The following is a 20,502-nucleotide window of genomic DNA, read 5'->3' as shown; positions in this document are numbered from 1 at the left end:
CTTATAACTTAGGAGTGAGAATTTTATAACTTCAGCAACCTGGCTGGTCTTTTCCTCCATTTTCTGCGTTGTGAAAACAGTTACATAGCTTGCTATGCGCCTGTTTTCACGCCTTGAAAATGAATAAAAATCCTGCGCCCAGTTTCTGCATTTATTTCATCCTCACTCCTTATCGCCGCTACCGCTAACCGGCAACACAGCGCAAGAGATGCCTGATTGGATTGAAAAGGAGTTGAAGAACTTCCCATTCGCTATATAAAAGTGATAAAAGATTAATTTACCCTATTAATCAATCGGTTAGTAAAAAAACAGTGTTCAGTAGATTATTCCTCCGTGAGATTATACGTTGTGTAAATACTGAATAGAGGAATATTCTTATTTACGACGCTCTGTTTGGTATTTTTTCTGGAAATGAGTGCAAAAGATGATGGTATTTAGCCTCTGAGAACTTAAATTATGAGTGAAAATTTCATTTCTCAGGGTTTTCGGTCAGGCACAAGCTATGTAACTGTTTTTGGAACGCAGAAAATGGAGAAAAAGACCAGCCAAGTTGCTGAAGTTATAAAATTCTTGCTCCTATAAACCCGATCAGTGTATGCAACACTGATCGGGAAAACTCACAACACTTACGCCTTGGTCACAATATTACGTGGCACAAATGACATCCGCTTAAACTCTTTCTTAAACTCGGATTCGCCAATTTTCTTGATTTTGGCGGAGCCGAGTTTGTAGTTATAGTTACCGCTGATGTTATCCACCACGCGCACTTGCACTGAGTTGGAAGGCTGATCAGTGTTTAAGGCATCGGCATACAATACACCTTGTTTAATCACGTCAGAAACCAAAGCAACGGCTTCATATGCGCCTTTAAGGAGTTTGATATGACCATTTTTCATCAATTCTGAGAATTGGAAGTCATCTCCCCCCACACCGACTAGCGTGTCTTCAAAAGCTGGTACGCGATCAGAATATACCAATACCTTGTCACCAGATTCTATGCCGCGTTTTTTTGCATCTGCGGGATGAATCTCAACAAACTGATGGCTCCAGCGTTGTTTGATGTAAGGTCGACGCTCGCGATCATCAAAACCTGTTTGCCAGATTTCATTGATACGACCATTGGTATGCCATAATTCCTCATCATCTTTAGGCTGAACAAATTCCCAGATATCAGAATATAAACCCCAGGGATGTTTCTGGATGTTGATTTTACCGGTTTGGCTGTTGAAATGGGTCATTTTCTTGTTGACCATATTCGCGCCAATCGGTGCACCGCGTTCCGCACATTGTTCCGGAGTCAGCGTGGTATCGTGCAAACGCTTGGAGCCAGAGAGTTTGCCCGTTTTATAGTTGTAGAAGGTTGGCCCTTGAATACCGGTAGTACCCAGTTCACGCATTTTTTGATGCAGGGTTTTGCCTTCTGCATGAGCCGCCACTTTGATCATGTGATAGGCTTTGCGGTTACCGCGACTGAAACGGGAAGACTCCTCGGCAACATCATTGGCATTTTGCCAATCAAAGCCATCAAAGCCCATACGCTGTCCCAGTTGCGCAATAATCCACCAATCCGGTTTGGCTTCACCCGGCGCATCAGCCAGTTTCTGATACAGACGCAGGCGGCGTTCACCATTGGCGCGGATAAAGTCTTCTTCGCCCCAGGTTGCGGCGGGGAAGATAATATCAGCAAATTTAGCACCAATCGGATCACGCAGGTAAATATCATGGTCAATGACGACCATGCCACCAGAATCAGCGCGTGCCTTTAACGCGGCAATAATATCTGCTTTGTTATTGGTTTTGGGCTGATTGGGGTTAGCTACCACGAGTTCGTGGAATTTCGCCGCCAAACCCTCGGAACCGGTCATGGATTGTACCCAGGTGGTACCCACCACATGCGCCATACGGGTATGACCAGAAACCAACCAGCGGTCAGTATCTAAGGAGCGTTTACGCCGACCCGGTACTTTTTCTGGTGATTTCGCACGTGGGTATTTACCGCCGCCAGTACCGCCGCGTTGGTGTCCACCAAAACGCCCGACCATTTGCCCAGGTCTGCCGCCAGCGCCTACGGTGGTTGCCAGTGAAGAAATAGCATTGGTGTTACCGGTATTGTTTGACCAGTAAAAGCCTTTTTCAATCCCGATAGAGGTTTTTGGACGACTGCCATCGGCTTTGGGTTTGGCCATCCATTTTGCTGCGGTACGGATGTCATCAGCACTGACGCCAGCCACTTTCGCGGCATTTTCTGCCTTATATTCGTCTTGCGATAACAACCATTTTTTGTAGTCTTCAAAACCTTTGGTCTGGAATTTACCCCAGGTTGAGCGCCACTGCCAAGGCGTGTTACGGGTGCCCTGACCAAAGCCGGAATTGGATTCCCATTTATTGTTCACCCATTTCTTAACCCATTCCTTATCTTCCCAGCCATTTTCCAGAATCACGCGGGTGATTGCGCCAACCACTAAAGTGTCGGTGCCAGGATAGAGCTGCAAATGCAAGCCACCATGTTTTTTCGCATGTGCCACGCCAGCGGTTTCTCGTGGATTGAGCATAACCACTTTCTGCCCTCTAGCCAATGCAGGCATGAGGTATTGGGTATATAAAATGGTTTTGGTTTCGTAAGGGTCGGTACCGCAAACCATTAAGGTTTCCGCGTTGCCCCAGTCATCATAAGACGGCCCAAAGTTGTCATAACCTGCATCTCTAAACCCAGGCGTTGAGGTGACATCCGATGGCGTATCGTGGAAGGTGAATGCTGCGGTATTCACATGACGGCGCGCAAATTTGGTAATCGCGTAGGTGTTTTCCACAAACTGGTAAGAGTAGGTCTTAACCGAATAAGCGTTGGCACCGTGTTTGGCAATGACGTGTTTTGCCAGTGCTGCGGCGATATCTAAGGCGTCATCCCAGGAAGTGGGCTGTAATTCACCATTAATACGTACCAAAGGTTTTTGCAAACGATCCTTGGTCGGGGTATCTGGATTGAAGCACTTTTGTGCCAGCAAACCACCACGGATAGAAGAGTCCCCGTTTTTGTTGACAACGGTGGCATCTTTATCAGGCACCACAATCAGATTGTGTTTTTTGCCTTTGTGCATGACCACATTGTGTTGTGTGGGCGCGACCCATGCCTGCAAGACATTAGAAGGAAAATCGATCCCAAAAGCATTATCTGCGGCTTTAGGCCCACCTTCGCTGCCAATCGGCCAACGATAAGCTTTATAACCACAGGCAACAATACAATAATCACAAGCAGTGGTTAAGACTTCCGCATCTTTAGGGGGTAAAGGCACATGGTCTTGTGGCGTGTAAATATCATTTGACATATTAGCCTCCTTAAGCATCCATTATGTTTTTATTACGACCAAAGATAAGTCCCATCATGCCCACTGCGTAAATATCATCACCGTCAACCTCCAGCAATACCTGCGGTACGCTTTGATAGGCCTGACCGGAAACGATAATGCCGTGTCTGCGCAAATCATACAGGGACAGATGCAAAGGACAAGGCCCTAAGGTGCGGTGTTCATCAGTGGCTTGATAAGTACCTTGTAAAGGCCCACCTTGATGAGTGCAAAGATAATTAAAAGCCACCACATCTTTTTGATTGCCAATACCGCCGCCCGCTTCAACACCCATTTTCACCAGGGTGCAACTGCCTTTATCATCAGGGTAATTAAAATCAACCGGTTGATTGTCTTTTAATTCGCTGAGCTTGCCAATTTTCTTGCGTGGATAACCGGCAATTTGTGCTTTTTGCTCGGCTGCATGTGCGGTGCCGGGTAATAAGGTTAAACTGATAGTACTTGTTGTTACAATCGCCGCTGAACTGAACAATATAAAGTCGCGTCGATTCATCATACAAGCATTATGTGATTTTGGCGTATCACAACGCTTTTTTTGTTCGCTCATTTTTTCACCGCCTCCAACTCAGCTTTGGTAAACAAAGGTGCATATTCTGGCAAGGTAGGTTTATCCATCATGATTTCTTCACCGGAGAATGCGTCAAGGAAAGCCACTAAGTCACTTTTCTCAGCTTCTGTCAAACCTAAAGGTTTCATCCGTTTGTCTTTATTTTCCGGGAATAAAGTCGTACGACCTTCCTCATCAAAGCCACCACTGTTATAAAAATCCACCACTTCTTCAAAGGTGTAGAATGCACCGTTGTGCATATAAGGTGCGGTGTATTTGGTGTATCTTAAGCTGGGTACGCGGAATTTGCCCTTATCCCATTTATTTTTAGTGCGGTAATACAAACCCCAATCACTTTTTGCCTTGCGATAACCTTCTTCAGTCTGGCCTTTGGCATATTGCTCAAAGCGGAAGGTGATTTGTGCTAAACCATCTTCCTGCCAGCGTGTTGCTGGTGGTACGCCAACGTTGACATAGTCTTCGTTAGAGCTTAATGCGCCATTATGACATTGGACACAACCACCCTTGCCTTCAAATACCGCTTTACCACGGATTTGCTCTTCAGACAGCGCGGTTTTATCCCCTTTCAGGTAATTATCCAAAGGTGTATCGGTTTGCGCTAAAGTACGTTCAAATGAAGCAATTGCACGCCAGGCGTTACCAATTAATGGCCATTCATCACCAAACACTTCTTTGAAGGCTTTACGATATTCAGGAATTAACGCTAAACGCGCTTCCATGATGTCGTTTTCACCATTACCGGCAACGCCACCTTTAGCCGCAGAAGGTGCTTGTTTCTCACCGGAAGCGGCGGCACCTGCCCAGAATTGTCTGCCATAGTATTGCGAGTTGATAATGGACTGGGAGTTACGCCAATGCACGGTACCGGGATAACCACGGGAGAAATCTTCCGCCCAGGCCCAGCCCTGTTCGGGATCATGGCAACTGCTACAGGAAATTGAAGCATCACCACCTAAACGTGGATCAAAAAATAATAACTTGCCTAAAGCAATTTTTGCGTCGGTTTGTTTATTATCTGGTGGAATTGGCATTTTAATACTATCTAAGGGGGCCAAAGTCGGGCCACCCGCAGTGCTTGCAGCCGATTTGGCAGACTCTGTTTCAGCCGTTGCCATCGTGCATCCGGTAATGATGCCCGCTACAGCAAGAGTCACAAGCCCTGATGACAGTGGTCTAAATTTAATCATAACCTTGCTCCTCATTAATTCTTGACGTTGTTCCAATCAGCGATAACGGGATATTCATCAGGATATTTTTCCGTCCAGACATGTTCTGGCCCCGTTAATTGATCACCCGACAGCGATTCCAGAAAAGCCACCAAATCCTTTTTCTCTTTAGCAGAGAGTTTCAAAGGTTTTAAAGCAGCATCTTTATGGCTGTCCTGACCGCCACCCTGGTTATAAAACTCAACCACTTCATCCAGCGTGCTGATCATGCCATTATGCATATAAGGTGCAGTTTGTTTTAACTCACGCAGGCTTGGGGTGATAAACGTACCCATGTTGGAGAAATCAGCTTTTTTCCACTGTACATAAGCACCAGGATCACGCTTTAAGTTCATGTAGTTTTCAACACCCATGAACATCGCATAAGCAATAAATGCCTGATGGCGCATAGGATCTAAGAAAACATCAAAGTTTTCAGCAACGCCTGTGTTATGGGGTTTATTGTCGGTGAAGTTTGCACCGCTATGACAGGAAGAACAACCGCCCTTACCGTTAAAGATTTTTTGTCCACGCTTCGCGGCTGTGGACATTTTTCCGGTATCGTAAGGTGCGTTCTTAGAGGTTAAGGTTTTTAAGTACTCAGGAATGGCTTTACGCACGGAACCGTTAGAAGGTTCACCATAACCTGCGTCTTTGAACATTTTGACATAGACCGGATCTTGTTTGACCCGTTCCTGCATAATGCGCATGTCCATATTCATTAAATAATCTTCAGTCAACATTTCACGGGTGACATCGTTTAAGTTGGTACCTAAACGACCATCATGGAACCAGACTTTTTTATGTGCGGAATTAATGACGGTAGGACTGTTACGAAAATGCTTGTTACCGGGATAACCGGGTGATAATGCGTCGGGATGGGCAAAACCGTGCTCAGGCTGATGACAAGTTGCGCAAGAGATTGCCGCATCGCCCGATAAACGCTTATCAAAAAATAAACGCTTACCTAATGCTGCTTTTGCCTCATTGATTTTCAATGCTGGCAAAGACTCCGCGACACTGGCAACAGAAAACGAGCCTAAAACGACAGCTAAACTTGTCGCCAGAAGTGTCCGTCGGCTGGTGAGTTTGATATTCATCCAGATGGCCTCCTTAATAATGTGTGTCTGAATAGGTTGTAAACAACAAACCAGAACCCCAAACGCATATTACGTGCCGATACTGATAAGGCACACGTTCTTTACGGTTATCACTTGATTTTCAAGTATTAATTCAGCAAAATTTCAGGCTTTAATTAAGCTTTGCAGGGGCTGTGATAAAAAATATAGAACGTTTCGTTCTCTTCATTTTTCAGATAGTGGGATAACATAGGTACAAAATGTACAATACTGACCAGGATACTGTCTGAGAACAGAGATCGTAGTGAGGGAAAGCTGATTTGAGGCATAAAGAACCACCATTACTTCATGCACAATTTCATTGTGATCGAAAATAACAAGTTATTGGTATACTATCCGCTTTTTTATAAAATCATCACTAAGAAATTTACACTAAGGAGTGATTTATGCAAGTGTTTGTACTGGGAATGCACCGTTCAGGAACCTCTGTGGTCACCCGCATGTTAAATTTGATGGGCCTATATTTTGGTGCTGAAGGTAAATCAACCGGTGCAAATGAAGAAAATCCCAAAGGTTTCTGGGAGCGGCGGGATATTCGTGATCTGAATGATGCCTTATTATTTTCCGCCAAAGCCGATTGGAACCGGGTTGCTGATTTTCATTTTGATCAAATTCCTGAAGATGCCAAAAAACGTTTTTTCAGTGAAGCGGGAAAAGTTTTGCTGGAAATGGATGCTCACCGCCCCTGGGTCATAAAAGAGCCACGTTTTTGCCTGTTATTTCCCATGTGGCAGCATTTACTGGAAGTGCCTGTTTATGTTTATGTGTACCGCAGCCCTATCCAGATTGCCCAGTCTTTGCAAAAACGCAATGGCTTCCCACTGTCTTTTAGTCTGGCCTTGTGGGAGAAATATACCGTAGAAACACTGCGCGCCATGCGTAATTTACCAGGGATATTGGTTAAACATGAAGCTATGCTGGCCGATCCCATAGCCACGACAAAAACTTTATATGCACAATTGCAGGCTTTAGGCGTTAATGCCTTACACCTCCCCAGTGAACGTGAAATTTTAGCATTTATTGACCCTTCATTATTTCATCAACACGGTGCAGAAGATTTACAGCAGGATATAATTTCTACTGCACAGCAACGCCTGGATCAGGCACTGCTTACGGCAATAGAAGCCAACAGCCTGGAAAATCTTCCAGAATTTGAATTGTCTGCGGGTGCTATAGAGATTTTACAAAGTCAGGAAAAAATCTGGGACTTGAGCGCGGAATTTGAAGCTTATCGCCAGGCCCAGGAAGAAAAACAGCAGGCCTATCGTCAAGCCCAGGAAGAAAAACAGCAGGCCTATCGCCAAGCCCAGGAAGAAAAACAGCAGGCCTATCGTCAAGCCCAGGAAGAAAAACAGCAGGCACTGGAAGCGGTTAATATTAAGCAGTCACAGCAATTGACGGAAAAAAATCAGTTATTGGTACAAAAAGATCAAACACTTAAACAGTTGCAACAGACACAAACACAATTGCAAAATACGGGTCAAAAATTACAGCAGGAAAACCAGCAGCAATTAGACGCTTTGCGTATTCATGATCGGCATTTAAATCATACCCGGCGTTTAATGCGCCATCTCATCAGTGATACCGAAGCCGTATTTAACTCGGTCAGTTGGAAAGCTGGACGCGGTTTAGTCAATCTGGCTGAACGTTTATTATTACGCCAACCTTCATTAGGTGCCCAGCAGCACATCACAGAAATTGCCGAAGAATTTCGTAACTTAAGCCGGGAAAAAGTTCACTATGGCCTGGAACAAACACTGTCTGGTACTAAAAAACCCCTGGCGGGCCTGCAAAACCTGCAACAATTACCCAGTATTGATGTTGTCGTGTGTATTCATAATGCGCTGGAGGACGTCAAAAACTGTCTGGCTTCAATTATCGAAAATACCATTGAGCCTTATGCCTTATATCTGGTTAACGATGGCTCGGAAGCCCCTACCACAGAATTCCTGAAAACCTTCTGCCAACAGCATCCCAGCACAGTATTACTGGAAAACGCAAGCGCGCAAGGCTATACCAAAGCTGCCAACAAAGGTCTGCGTGCATCTAAAGCAGATTATGTGGTATTACTCAACAGCGACACCATCGTGCCGCGTTTATGGCTCAGCCATTTAGTGGCCTGTGGTCAAAGCCGACAAGAAATCGGTATTATCGGCGCTTTATCCAATGCCGCAAGCTGGCAATCCGTACCCGAGCGTTTTGCTGAAAATGGGGATTGGGCGGTTAATGAATTACCGGAAGGTTTTACAGTTAATGATATGGCGGAACTGGTGTATCAGGCATCAGCCTTTCAGTTTCCGATTGTGCCTATCGTTAACGGCTTTTGTTTTGCTGTGAAGCGGGCATTGATTGATAAAATTGGCTATCTGGATGAAGAAAACTTTCCTAAAGGCTATGGCGAAGAAAATGATTATTGCCTGCGCGCCGGGGATGCGGGTTTTAAGCTGGCGATTGCCGATCAACTCTATGTATATCATGCCAAGTCTAAAAGCTACAGCCATGAGCGCCGCGCCGTTTTAGCCAAAGCCGGCGATAGCGCGCTGAAAAACAAACACGGCGAGGACAAGGTTAAGTCCTTGACCCAGAATCTGCGCCAGAATCCGGTGTTATCTGGGATGCGAGAACGTTTAAATAGTTGGTTAAGCGGAAAAGCGTTGCCACAGGCACAAAATGCCTGGCGTATTTTGTTTGTATTACCCGTGGGCGGTGTGGCGGGTGGCATCCATTCCATTGTGCAGGAATGCGCAGGAATGCGCAGCCTGGGAGTGGATGCACGGATAGCAACCATGGCGGAAAATGCCGGGGAATACGCACGTTATTATCCTGAGCTTTATAAAGAGGATTTATTTTTCTTTTATAGAAACCAGAATCATTTATACCAGGAAGCGGCCCAAGTGCATGTGCTGGTAGCAACGGTCTGGTCCTCGCCACGCCTGCTTGCACCCGTATTCAAAAAATACCCGGATATTGTTGCCGCATATTATGTGCAGGATTATGAGCCGTGGTTTTTCACCAATATCCGCCCAGATAAGCTAAAAATTGCATTGGAATCTTATACCTTGATTCCCAATATGTGCTTATTCGCCAAAACCGACTGGTTGTGTCAAACCGTTGATGAGTTACATCAGGTTAAGATGCATAAGGTATCGCCAGGTTTGGATCGTATCATTTTTCATCCTCCTGCAAGTTTGCCCGGTACTGAGCAGATCCGTATTGTGGCGATGATTCGACCGGCAACACCAAGGCGTGGTGCGGGAAAAACTATGTCAGTATTGAAATACATCAGCCAGATTTATGGTAATAAAATCGGTATTGATTTATTCGGCTGCCAGGATAAAGCCCTGCAAGAACTGGAGCATGATTTTGCTTATCGCAACCACGGTATTCTCACCCGTGAAGAAGTCGCGGCTTTATATCACCAGGCACACATTTTTATCGATTTTTCAGATTATCAGGCGTTTGGGCGCACCGGCCTGGAATCCATGGCCTGCGGCTGCGTACCGATTCTGCCAGAAAAAGGCGGGGTGCATGAATATGCCAAAGATAAGAGCAATGCGCTAATTGTTGATACCCGCAATCAGAAAGTATTGCAAACGGCGTTAACAAGCCTGATTGATAATAAATCCCTGTTCCAACAGTTGCGTGAGCAGGCATTAAATACCGCTAAAAACTACAGCGTGCCACGCGCCGCCTTATCGGAACTGGCAATATTCCATCTGATGCTGGCGAAACAAGCAAGGCAAGCCAAGCCCGTTGTCTGTAACGATAAACTTGCCGCATACAATAGTCCGGACTGGAATAACGCGCCACATAAATTACACCTGTCATTGTTGGTAGCTGTGCAACGTGGTGGTATGCCTACGGGATCTGCCAGCATCCGCTTATTACAGCCCTTATTACATAAATCAGTCAAAGATCAACTTTGCTTGCAGGTGTTCACCGATCCCAAAGATCTGTTGAGTGTGGATACTGGTATTATCGTCATACAACGCGCCACCTTGCCGCATCCAGATTTTGTTAAAAAACTGGTTGGACATTGCCAGCAAAAAGGCTTGAAACTGGTGTTGGAAATGGATGATGATCTGCTCAATCTGCACCATAAAAAAGCCAAAGATGTGACCTATCGTGCAGATAATATTAATGCCTTGGAAGCACTTGCCAAAGCCGCAGATCGCATTGTCGTCAGCTCTGAACAACTCAAACAAACCATGTCAGCTTATAATCAGGACGTGGTATCGGTGCCGAATGCACATGATGAAAAAATCTGGTTGCAGGCAGCAGGAAACAGCTTCAGTCGCCCACAACCCACGCGTAATGCCAGTGATCCCATCCGTATTTTATATATGGGTACCAAGACGCATGAACGTGATCTTAAGGAAATCACCAAAGCCTGGCAGCAATTAAAAAAAGACTATGCCAGTTCCCAAACAAATATTGAACTCGACATTATCGGCGGTATTAGCGATACCAATCAAAGCTTCCAGAAATTTGCCAATATTCTTAAAATTGAAGGCATCAGCAGCAAGGATGATGCCTATTTAAAATTTGTACAATGGTTTCGCCGCAACAACCGCTGGGATTTTGGTATTATTCCATTGGAGCAAACACCGTTTAACCGCAGTAAAAGTTATATCAAGTATCTGGATTATGCCGCACTGGGTATACCCGCAATTTGTAGTGATATTACTCCTTACCGTGCGGTTGTGCGCGATGGAGATAATGGCTTTTTGGTTAAAAATACCACAAAAGCCTGGTATCAGGCGATGAAATCATTGATTGAAGATGAGGCTTTACGTGAAAAATTAGCTCAAAATGCTTTTGCTACACTGGAGGAAAAACACATTCTAAAACATTGTGCCAGTGATTTTGTTGCTGCTTATCAGGGCTTACAAAACCAAGCAATGCAAACACTTGGCGCACCTTTTTCTTTTAATCAAACACTGGTGATTCCCAGTGACGTGAAGGCCTTTGTTAAACAATACTTATCAGGTACTGGTGTAGAAATTGGTGCATTACACGCACCATTTCCAATCAATGATCAGACCCAAATGCTGTATGTTGATCGCATGGATACACCCTCCCTGCAAAAACAATATGCAAGCCATCAGAATGTGCCGCTCGAAAAAATTGTCAATGTCAGTATTATCAGTAATGGCGATGATCTTTCTGCCCTGGAAGATAACAGCGTTGATTTTGTCTGTAACAGTCACTTGATTGAGCATTTGGCAAACCCTGGACGGGCAATTGAAGAATGGTTACGCGTGGTTAAACCCGGTGGTATTGTCTATATGATGGTGCCGGATAAACGCGAATGTTTTGATAGAGAACGTGCCGTAACCCCCTTATCCGAGCTAAAGGAAAAATACTCACAAAAAACCACACAGGTATCTTTGAACAATTATGCTGACTATTTTAAAAATGTAAAAAATATTACTGATTCAGCGCATATTCAAATAGCATTTGAAAATCAACAGAATATCCATGTACATACCTGGACTGATGAGAGTTTTCAAATATTTTTAAATTGGTTGTCAACCCAAATCTCCTTTAAGGTCAATACTATGGATAGAAACGGATTGAATATTACGGCTGTTTTACAAAAAATTTAATTTAACCTAAGTTTTATTTAGATGGTTTTCATTGCTTATAGCACTGAAAACCATCTAAAATATTACTGTAATTTTTAGTGAACTTTATTATTATAATGTCTAATCAATCACAACAATTTACGCAACAAGAAAAATATTTTGCTTTTCTGTTTTTCTTTTTTCTTCTGGTCTATCGTGCTCCAGAATTATTATGGATGCCTCGCTTTTGGGCAGAAGAAGCCAGTTTATTTTTTGCCACTGCATTTGAACAGGGTTTTTGGGCTGGCTTGTTTAATATTCCAGTCTATACCGCAGGTTATATCAGCTTGTTGGCAAATCTGGCTAGCAGCCTAGCAACCCTGGTTCCACTAGAATATGCACCATTTGTAAATACCTATTTTGCACTATTATTTACCCTTATTCCAGTTGCTTTATTACTCTGGGGAAGCTCATATTTATGGGACAGTGCCTGGCAAAAACTGCTAGCAGCTTCTATGGTGATTTTAATTTCAGCAAATATTTCAGCACCTCATGAAGTTTGGCTTAATGTAACAAACTCACAAGTATTTTGTGGTGTAATCAGTGCAGTTATCTTATTTGAACGTTTACAAGGATTATCCCTAAAAGCTCGCTGGTTATACCGTGGATTATTGATTTTTTGTGGTTTATCCGGGGTCTATACCACTTTTTTAGGGCCTGGCTTTTTTATAAAAATGTGGCTGGAACGCAGTAGAGAATCAGTTATTCATTTTTTATTAGTCAGTTTCACAGCACTGATACAAGTCAGTATTTTTATTTATCTCAAAACCCACAATTTATTATCATTAGCTAAAACAACAGAATTTGATCTCTGGACTGCCTTACTTTCCCTTTTAAAATATCATGTATTATCTCCATTAGTGGGATATAAAAATATGCTTAGCCTTACTGCTTGGTTAAACCAGCATTTTATATTGGGGCTGTGTTTGGCAGGTATTCTAATTTTTATCCTGAGTATTTGGTTATTTCAGCAACGTCGGAGTTTATCCCCTTATTTTTGGCTGCTATTAATATTATTCCCGCTTTTAAGCCTTTTGGTTACTTACGGTGCAATGCGCCATGTACCAGGAGGACGTTATATGGTATTACCTGGGTTATTTATATTATGGTTCATCATTTCTTTATTAAGTGTTCAATCCATATCTTCTAATCAAACAGTATATTTTTTATCTATTCGCCCTTTGTGGTTGAATATGATAATTTTATTTATCATAATTAATATGCTTACCCATTATAAGGAGGGCAACTATCTGGCATATCAAAAAACAACCCCTTTATGGGGAAATGAAATTCATGCCTGGACAAACAATCCTGATAAGCTGATTACAGTATGGCCTGCTCCACGCTGGAAAATGTACTTAAATAATCCTGAGCTATTTAATAAAACAAGACATATTTTGAACAAAGTATTTCCAGAAAATTTTACATGTACTCCGGCAGGTACTGAAAAATCAATTTCTATTCCTGGGTTACCAGTTGATTTTTATTTTTGGATACAGTTCCAAAGTGAAAAAATTAAAAATTGCCATGTTAAACTACAATTAATTGATAAAATGGATAAGGTAGTTCATGAAGCAGTGCTTACACCCTATATTAATAAACAAGGTATATTTAAACGGCGTTCACTTAAAATGCCATTCACTATCAAAAACTGGCAAAAAAGAGAATATCAATATCACCAAGTTAAAAAGTTGAATCTTAAATTAGTATCAAAAACAGAGCAAAGTTTTATGATTCAAATCAAAGCCATGCGTATCATGCTATTTTCAAAAAATATATTTACTAGATATTCTTATTAATATCTATTAATTTTCTTTTCACTTTATTTAGGAGTGAGAATTTTATAACTTCAGCAACCTGGCTGGTCTTTTTCTCCATTTTCTGCGTTGTAAAAACAGTTACATAGCTTGCTATGCGCCTGTTTTCACGCCTTGAAAATGAATAAAAATCCTGTGCCCAGTTCCTGCACTTATTTCATCCTCACTCCTTAGTACAATTTATCAGTATGATATGAAAAATAAATTATCTATTGTTATTCCCATATTCAATGAAGCTGAAGGTATTTACCCTCATATTTCCAAGCTTGTTCAATATATTGATGAAATCTCAGATTGGAAAATAGATATTTTATTGGTTGATGATGGCTCTAAAGATACGACAGTAATAGAAGCAAAGCGGCTTATTAAGACATACGATCAGATTGAATTGCTCTGTTTAACCCGTAATTTTGGTAAAGAGGCTGCCATGTTTGCCGGTTTACAACAGGCCGTTAGCAACACACCCGATGCTGTGATTGTGATGGATAGTGACTTGCAGCACCCCCCCAGTTTAATTCCCAAAATGCTTAACTTATGGAAACAAGGTATTGATGTTGTAGAGGCGTATAAAACGACGCGTGGCGATGAGGGGAAATTATCACATATTTTTGCAAATAGCTTTTATAGTTTGTTTCACTTTTTATCTAAAATTGAGTTGCAAAATCATTCTGATTTTAAACTTTTAGATATAAAAGTTGTTCATGCTTATCTTAATCTACCTGAAAGGGAGCGATTTTTTCGTGGTTTGATTAGCTGGATGGGTTTTAGCAGCGCAAAAATTCCATTTACAGTTGAACCACGTTTGCATGGCACTTCCAGTTGGTCAATTACAGGACTCATAAAACTATCTATTACTGCCATTACCAGTTTTTCCACCGCTCCTCTACATATTATCACCGGTTTGGGCATTACCTTTATTATACTCAGTGTCATTACGGGAGGGATTGCCTTATATGATAAGTTTATGGGGATTGCATTGAGTGGCTTTACTACAGTGATATTATTGTTATTACTGATAGGCGGGTTTCTGATGTTGGGATTAGGTATGCTGGGTGTTTATGTTGCCCATATTTATAATGAAGTCAAACAACGTCCACATTATTTATTAAATAAAAAAGACACTATTTTAAAAGAAAAAAAAGGTAAAACTTAGAGATGTATTTGTATTCTATACTGAATGCCATTATCTTGGCCGGCATGTTGGCCTTTTCCCATGGTCTAATGAAATGGGTAGCCAACAAAAATATCAATGTTGATTACATGTCTACAGTCTTAAACTACTGGTTTTATATTGGACTAGCGATTAGTGTTTATGTGCTTATTTTCCTTTATTATCTTCATGTATTGAAATTTGTTAATATTGGTAGTTTTTATGCTTCCTATACGGGTCTTTCCCTGGTATTTGTCTTATTAATTGGTACATTCCTGTTTAAAGAACCCATTAATCTATCCCAGGTCATAGGTATTCTTTTAATCGTTGCCGGAATATTTTTAGTCAAGCCCGCTTAATATCATGGCAAAAATCATCCTGTTAGGTTGCCCACCGCTGACTGAGCCGGTTAAATATTGGCTCGAGCAACAGTCACTGACAGTCATGGATAACTGGATTTTTCCAGCACAGAATGTAGGAGATAAGCTGCAACAGCAACTGACTTCGCTGGAACATAAAAATAATCTGTTTGTATTTGTATATACACCGCCCTTGCTGGCTGTCCAGTATTTGAATACCCATGCATTGCTCTTGGCTTTAGCGCAATGGGAAGACTATGTAGTTTCGGTTTTATCTGTAATAACTCCATTAAACAGTATTTGCTGTGATGGTCGACAATGGCTGCAACAACCTCAGCAAGCAGCAGATAACTTACTTGCTGCGCTTAACACATACTTGCCAGATTTTAAGCAAAAGCAAGCATTTCAAGCTGAAAAATACATAATCAACTTAGCGGAAACTGTACCTGCTGCTTATTTATCACTTGCCCAGGCACAACTGGATAAAACCATTGAACAATGGTTGCAAAAAACAAATACCCCATTACCTATACTCTCTATATCCGCAGGCAGTCAAGACCTGTTAGCCATGCATCAAGACTGGCAACAACAACTCAAACAAGAAAAACAGCAACAACAGCGTATGCAACTCTGGCTGGATCAACTTGAATTTGACATTCAAGCCTTGCTGGCTTCCTGGCGCTGGAAATTAGGGGATCGCCTGATTCGCTTGATTGAAATTGTATTGCGCCGTCCTAAAGTACAATTAGCAGCCGATCATCTGCAACAGATTCTAGGTCAGATACACCGGTTTAAGCAGCCTGTCACATCCGCTTCAGCAAACATTAAACCTGCTAAAAAATTAGCTTTAGATAACACCCTCCGTCTGGCCTTTGCGGTAACAGACAACCACCCAAAAACAACGGCAGGAGATTATTTTACGGCCTCAGAATTGGGGCAGGCCTTAAATCAGGCCTATGGCTGGGAAATTTCTTATCTGGCGCGGGCAGATTGGTATCATTTCACTGGTATTGATGTATTAATTGTCATGTTGGATGATTATGAACTGGATAAAATTAGTCAGCAGAAAAAACCACCCTTAACCATTGCCTGGATGCGCAACTGGTTTACCCGTTGGGCGGAACAAGCCAGTTATACCCATTACGATATACGTCTGGCATCTTCGCAAAAAGCCGCAGATTTTTTAACGGATGTATATCAGTTACCGGTTTCAGTATTACGCATTGCAACCAATGCAAAGTGCTTTCAACCCGCACCGGAAAATAGCAAAATATCCATTGATTATTGTTTTACCGGCAGTCGCTGGGACAGCCCCAGAGAGATTGAACAGTTTAATCCGGCAGCATTAAACTATCAATTTGCCCTTTATGGTAAGGGCTGGGACAACACACCACAATTTAAGCCTTACTTAAAAGGTTTTTTGCCGTATACACAACTGGCTGAAGTTTATCAAAACAGTAAAATTCTGCTTGATGATGCCAACCATGTGACCAAGCCCTGGGCTTCAGTCAACAGTCGGGTGTTTGATGCCCTGGCGGCAGGTGTGTTGGTATTAAGCAATGGCAAGGCCGGTGCCGAGGAGGTTTTTGCCGGAGCATTACCAGTCTGGGAAACCCCACAACAACTGGCAGACTTATTAGGTTTTTATTTGGAAAACCCACAACAACGCCAGCAAAAAGTTCAACAATTACGCCAGCAGGTGCTGGCGCAACACACTTATGCGCATCGCGCTGTCACGCTTAAACAAATCATTCAAGCTTCAATCAGTAAATCTTGCGCTGATAAGCTGATATTTGCCTTAAAAATTGCCGCACCCAATCAACAAGTTTGCCAGGAATGGGGCGATTATCATTTTGCCTGTGGTGTGAAAAAAGCGTTGGAACAGCAAGGTCACGCAGCGCGGATTGATATGTTGGATCAGTGGTATGGCGAACATTGCGATGACGATAATGTTACGCTGGTTTTACGTGGTTTGAGCCAATACCTGCCGCGCCCTGATCAGATCAATCTATTATGGAATATCAGCCATCCAGATAAAATTTCAGATGAAGAATATGAAACCTATGATTTGGTATTTATTGCCTCTGAATTCTGGGCAGAAAAATTAAAACAACGCCTGGATGTACCGCTTGAAGTGTTATTGCAATGCACCGACCCGGATATTTTTTATCCTGAATCAAACCCCGATATAGCTGAACATGAATTATTATTTATCGGTAACTCCCGTTTGCAAAACCGCCCGATAGTGTTTAATGCCATCCAGGCCGACTTACCCTTAACCGTATACGGCAACCACTGGCACAAACGCATTCCGGAACACTATATTGCTGAACAACATATTCAGAACCAACAACTACGCCAATATTACAGCCGTTGCAAGGTATTACTTAATGATCATTGGGATGCCATGCGCCAAGCGGGGTTTATTTCCAATCGTTTATTTGATGCCTGCGCCTGCAATGCAAGGGTTATTTCTGACGCTGTGGCAGGTGTGGATTTGAACGTGTTTTTTCAGGGCGCGGTCAGCGTTTATGATGACACGCCAGCGGGATTAAAACAGCGATATACTGCAATGCAGGAAAATCCACAGCAGCATGGTTTAACGCGAGACTTTATAAAAAAATATCATAGCTTTGAGCAACGCGCGAAACACATTGTCAAAACGGTAAAGCGGTTAAGAAATGGGAATAAAATAAAAACTTAAGTGATCTCATCATCCTAACCACTGCACCAGATAATACAAATTAACCCCTTCAGAAGAGCGGGACGGCCCGGAAACCTGCGCAGGATAGCGTTTTTTATCAGGATCTGCGCGTTCCAGCGCAATTTCCTGAGTTGCTACGCATTCCACGCAGTTTTCCGGGAAACGGTTGCGCTGGCGGCGCGGCGCGTAGACCAACGCAAACTGTGTCTGCATATTTGGATCTTGTAATAACTGCTGAATACTGGGCATTTAAGGTTCCTCATCTTCTTTTTTGCGCTGTTTTTTATCCGGACGTTTATTTTGCGCCAGTAACAATGCTTCCAGTTCTTCCAGGCGCGCATCAATTTGCGAAGCCAGATAAAAATCCATTTTCGCTTTGCGCGCCAATTTTAATTGCGTCACCGCCTGCCCTGTCTGTCCATTCTGATAATAAGCCTCAGCCATTGATAAACGTGATGCTGCGGTTTTTCCCCTGTCATGCTGGGCTTTTGCCAGCAGGCGATAATAAGCAGGATTGTAATTAAAATTTTTCTGATCGGGCAGTTGGCTGAGGATGGTTTCTGTGGTTTGTGACTGCTGGCTGTCCAGAAATATCTGCGCGCAGGCTAATGTCACCATCCGATCACCGGGATATAAATCCAGGGTTTGCCGGCAAATAGACGCTGCGGTTTCTGGCTGCTGATTGAGCATGGCAAGCTGCGCAGCAAGAATCCGATAATTTTCCCGATCATTATCTTTTTGCCTGAGCCAATCCAACTGCTGTTGTATTTCTGTGCTGTATTTTGTATTTTCTGTTTTTAAGCCTGCCAAGGCAATGCCATAACGCACAGCGCGTTCACTGCGGTATTTTTTCTGAGCCAGGGATTTTTTTAATTGTTTTAACAGTTTTCCAGCATCATCTGAGGACAAGACCAGAATTTTTGCCCGTGCCAGTTGGTAAGCCACAGAGCTTTCCTGCAACTGATGTGGGTAGTCATCAGCGCGATCCCTGGCTTCCGCAATCCGATCCAGCGTCACCGGATGGGTGCGTAGAAACTCCGGCAAAGGTTCTTCGCCACTGGTATATTTATACGCATCCTGCAAACGCTGAAAAAAATCCGGCATACTCAAAGGATCAAACCCCGCGCCTGCCAGAGTATCGATGCCCACGCGATCCGCCTCGGCTTCATGGGCGCGGGTAAAATCGATCTGTACCTGCATATTTGCTGCCAGTGCGGTCATAATGCCCGCCTGCCCCAGTTCCGGGTTTTGCGTACCAATTAAAATTGCCGCTGCCAGCATTGCCATTGATGCCATAGACCACGGTGTGCTTTCATTATCACGACGGGCAATATGCCGCTGCGTTACATGCGCCACCTCATGTGCCATTACCGCTGCCAGTTCGCCTTCATTATGGGTTTTTAAAATCAAGCCGGTATTAACCCCGATAAAACCACCAGGTGCAGCGAAGGCATTAATGCTGTCATCTTTGACCACAAAAAAGCGAAAAGACTGTTGCGATTGCTGGCTGTGAGAACCCAGATTATACCCCAGACTGTTGATATAATTTTCCACTTCCGGGTCTTCCAGCAGATATGCCTGCTGGCGGATTTCCCGAAAAAAAGCCTGCCCCTGCTCCATTTCTTCAGCAGGTGACAGACTTTGATCAGCAGGATTGCCAATATCGGGCAGGGTACTTTCAGCCAATAAGGATGGCGCGGTGACTAAAGTCAGCAACAGGCTCAGTAGTAAGCTGGAGAAATGAGGCATAAGCATTCAATAGACTGAAAAATAAAAATACATTATACCTGATTGCAATTGGCATATTAGTGGATTGAATTATTTTTATTTCAAAAAGGCACGAAAACAGGCGCATAGTGGGCTATATAACTATTTTCATAACACAGAACACGGATAAAAAGACAAATTAAATGCATTAGTTATTTACTGACCGTTCCTTAGCTTCAAGTTATAATAATAAAGCGTAGGATGGGCAAAGCAGCGCATGCCCATCATTCCCAATATAACTGGCAAATCCTACTTTTTTATAAACAGGTCAAGTAATGGAATGTATTTTATACTGCCTGGCCTCTGCATTGCTTGGCTTGGTGCTGGGTTATTATGCCAAAGGCAAGCAAGGTATTGTGTCAAAACTGCTGAAGCTTATCGTATTTTTATTATTGGCACTGGGCGTGGGTGCATTGATTTTTACGTTCATCTGGATTGTCTACGGAACGGAACTGGAAGTGGTTATGGATGATGGTTCCATGAAAGAGCGCTCCAATCAGGCCGTTGCATTTTTAGAATACGTAATAAAAGAACTCCTCGATTTATTTCAGAAAATTAAAGACGCGCTGGGCTAGGAGGCTGTCTGAGAAATTGGTTTTTTTAAAAATTAGATTTTTAACTCATTGATAATTAATGAGTTAATTTTAGCAAAATCATTGATTTTGCTATTCTCGGACAGCCTCCTAGGAGGCTATCCGAGAACAGAGGCCGTAGCGAGGGAAGGCTGGTTTGAGGCAGATTTTTTCATTATTTGAGGCGAATATTGGGTATATTTAACGAAAATAAGGGAGAAATCTGACC

12 protein-coding genes are annotated in these 20,502 nt (G+C 42.9%); 6 read left to right on the top strand and 6 right to left on the bottom strand.

Annotated elements, in window-relative coordinates; all coding sequences use genetic code 11:
- Nucleotides 1–626 precede the first annotated feature (626 nt).
- The 4 genes from QUF61_RS11230 to QUF61_RS11215 are packed head-to-tail and all read right to left on the bottom strand — an operon-like array spanning nt 627 to nt 6,238.
- Nucleotides 627–3,326 carry an arsenate reductase (azurin) large subunit gene (locus tag QUF61_RS11230; protein ID WP_103921357.1) on the bottom strand — a complete coding sequence of 900 codons (2,700 nt, stop codon included), beginning with the start codon at nt 3,324–3,326 and terminating at the stop codon, nt 627–629.
- Between the two features lie 10 nt (nt 3,327–3,336).
- Complete coding sequence (locus tag QUF61_RS11225; protein WP_103921358.1) at nt 3,337–3,912, bottom strand: arsenate reductase (azurin) small subunit; 576 nt, start codon at nt 3,910–3,912, stop codon at nt 3,337–3,339.
- On the bottom strand, nt 3,909–5,120 hold the full coding sequence (locus QUF61_RS11220) for a cytochrome-c peroxidase (protein ID WP_289681743.1): 1,212 nt from the start codon (nt 5,118–5,120) through the stop codon (nt 3,909–3,911). The genes QUF61_RS11225 and QUF61_RS11220 overlap by 4 nt, the downstream gene beginning before the upstream one ends.
- A 14-nt stretch (nt 5,121–5,134) precedes the next feature.
- On the bottom strand, nt 5,135–6,238 hold the full coding sequence (locus tag QUF61_RS11215; protein ID WP_289681742.1) for a cytochrome-c peroxidase: 1,104 nt from the start codon (nt 6,236–6,238) through the stop codon (nt 5,135–5,137).
- 425 nt (nt 6,239–6,663) lie between these two features.
- Between QUF61_RS11215 and QUF61_RS11210 the strand changes: the two genes are divergently transcribed.
- From QUF61_RS11210 to QUF61_RS11195, 5 genes are all read left to right on the top strand, one after another.
- A complete protein-coding gene (locus QUF61_RS11210; RefSeq protein WP_289681740.1) occupies nt 6,664–11,886 on the top strand; it encodes a glycosyltransferase in 5,223 nt (1,740 codons plus the stop codon).
- A gap of 95 nt (nt 11,887–11,981) precedes the next feature.
- Nucleotides 11,982–13,703, top strand: coding sequence for a hypothetical protein (locus QUF61_RS11205; RefSeq protein ID WP_289681739.1), 1,722 nt, complete (start codon nt 11,982–11,984; stop codon nt 13,701–13,703).
- Nucleotides 13,704–13,914: 211 nt separating this feature from the next.
- Nucleotides 13,915–14,874 (top strand): glycosyltransferase family 2 protein, encoded by a 960-nt coding sequence (locus QUF61_RS11200; protein WP_289681738.1) that lies wholly within the window; start codon nt 13,915–13,917, stop codon nt 14,872–14,874.
- Nucleotides 14,875–14,876: 2 nt separating this feature from the next.
- The gene (locus tag QUF61_RS18220; RefSeq protein WP_103921363.1) at nt 14,877–15,230 is read left to right on the top strand and encodes an SMR family transporter; all 354 of its coding nucleotides are present in this window, start codon (nt 14,877–14,879) and stop codon (nt 15,228–15,230) included.
- 4 nt (nt 15,231–15,234) lie between these two features.
- Entirely contained in the window at nt 15,235–17,934 is a 2,700-nt protein-coding gene (locus QUF61_RS11195; protein WP_289681737.1) for a glycosyltransferase family protein, read from the top strand.
- A 9-nt stretch (nt 17,935–17,943) separates the two neighbouring features.
- On the opposite strand, the gene QUF61_RS11190 is transcribed toward QUF61_RS11195, so the two are convergent.
- Both QUF61_RS11190 and QUF61_RS11185 read right to left on the bottom strand, forming a co-directional pair.
- On the bottom strand, nt 17,944–18,183 hold the full coding sequence (locus QUF61_RS11190; RefSeq protein WP_289681736.1) for a hypothetical protein: 240 nt from the start codon (nt 18,181–18,183) through the stop codon (nt 17,944–17,946).
- Nucleotides 18,184–19,683, bottom strand: coding sequence for a M48 family metalloprotease (locus QUF61_RS11185; protein ID WP_289681734.1), 1,500 nt, complete (start codon nt 19,681–19,683; stop codon nt 18,184–18,186).
- Between the two features lie 293 nt (nt 19,684–19,976).
- On the opposite strand from QUF61_RS11185, the gene QUF61_RS11180 reads away from it, so the two are divergent.
- A complete protein-coding gene (locus tag QUF61_RS11180; RefSeq protein WP_289681733.1) occupies nt 19,977–20,276 on the top strand; it encodes a hypothetical protein in 300 nt (99 codons plus the stop codon).
- Nucleotides 20,277–20,502: the final 226 nt, after the last annotated feature.

It is taken from the genome of Candidatus Venteria ishoeyi, assembly GCF_030378065.1.
Taxonomy (GTDB): domain Bacteria; phylum Pseudomonadota; class Gammaproteobacteria; order Beggiatoales; family Beggiatoaceae; genus Venteria; species Venteria ishoeyi.
The sequence above is the reverse complement of the archived record's forward strand: the minus strand, read 5'-3'. Positions and strand labels throughout refer to the sequence as shown.

Excerpts from the sequence above, each read along its gene's own strand:
- QUF61_RS11225 (WP_103921358.1), bottom strand. The coding sequence starts at position 3,912 with ATGAGCGAACAAAAAAAGCGTTGTGATACGCCAAAATCACATAATGCT.
- QUF61_RS11205 (WP_289681739.1), top strand. The coding sequence starts at position 11,982 with ATGTCTAATCAATCACAACAATTTACGCAACAAGAAAAATATTTTGCT.
- QUF61_RS11180 (WP_289681733.1), top strand. The coding sequence starts at position 19,977 with ATGGAATGTATTTTATACTGCCTGGCCTCTGCATTGCTTGGCTTGGTG.
- QUF61_RS11220 (WP_289681743.1), bottom strand. The coding sequence starts at position 5,120 with ATGATTAAATTTAGACCACTGTCATCAGGGCTTGTGACTCTTGCTGTA.
- QUF61_RS11190 (WP_289681736.1), bottom strand. The coding sequence starts at position 18,183 with ATGCCCAGTATTCAGCAGTTATTACAAGATCCAAATATGCAGACACAG.
- QUF61_RS11200 (WP_289681738.1), top strand. The coding sequence starts at position 13,915 with ATGAAAAATAAATTATCTATTGTTATTCCCATATTCAATGAAGCTGAA.
- QUF61_RS11215 (WP_289681742.1), bottom strand. The coding sequence starts at position 6,238 with ATGAATATCAAACTCACCAGCCGACGGACACTTCTGGCGACAAGTTTA.
- QUF61_RS18220 (WP_103921363.1), top strand. The coding sequence starts at position 14,877 with ATGTATTTGTATTCTATACTGAATGCCATTATCTTGGCCGGCATGTTG.
- QUF61_RS11185 (WP_289681734.1), bottom strand. The coding sequence starts at position 19,683 with ATGCCTCATTTCTCCAGCTTACTACTGAGCCTGTTGCTGACTTTAGTC.
- QUF61_RS11210 (WP_289681740.1), top strand. The coding sequence starts at position 6,664 with ATGCAAGTGTTTGTACTGGGAATGCACCGTTCAGGAACCTCTGTGGTC.
- QUF61_RS11195 (WP_289681737.1), top strand. The coding sequence starts at position 15,235 with ATGGCAAAAATCATCCTGTTAGGTTGCCCACCGCTGACTGAGCCGGTT.
- QUF61_RS11230 (WP_103921357.1), bottom strand. The coding sequence starts at position 3,326 with ATGTCAAATGATATTTACACGCCACAAGACCATGTGCCTTTACCCCCT.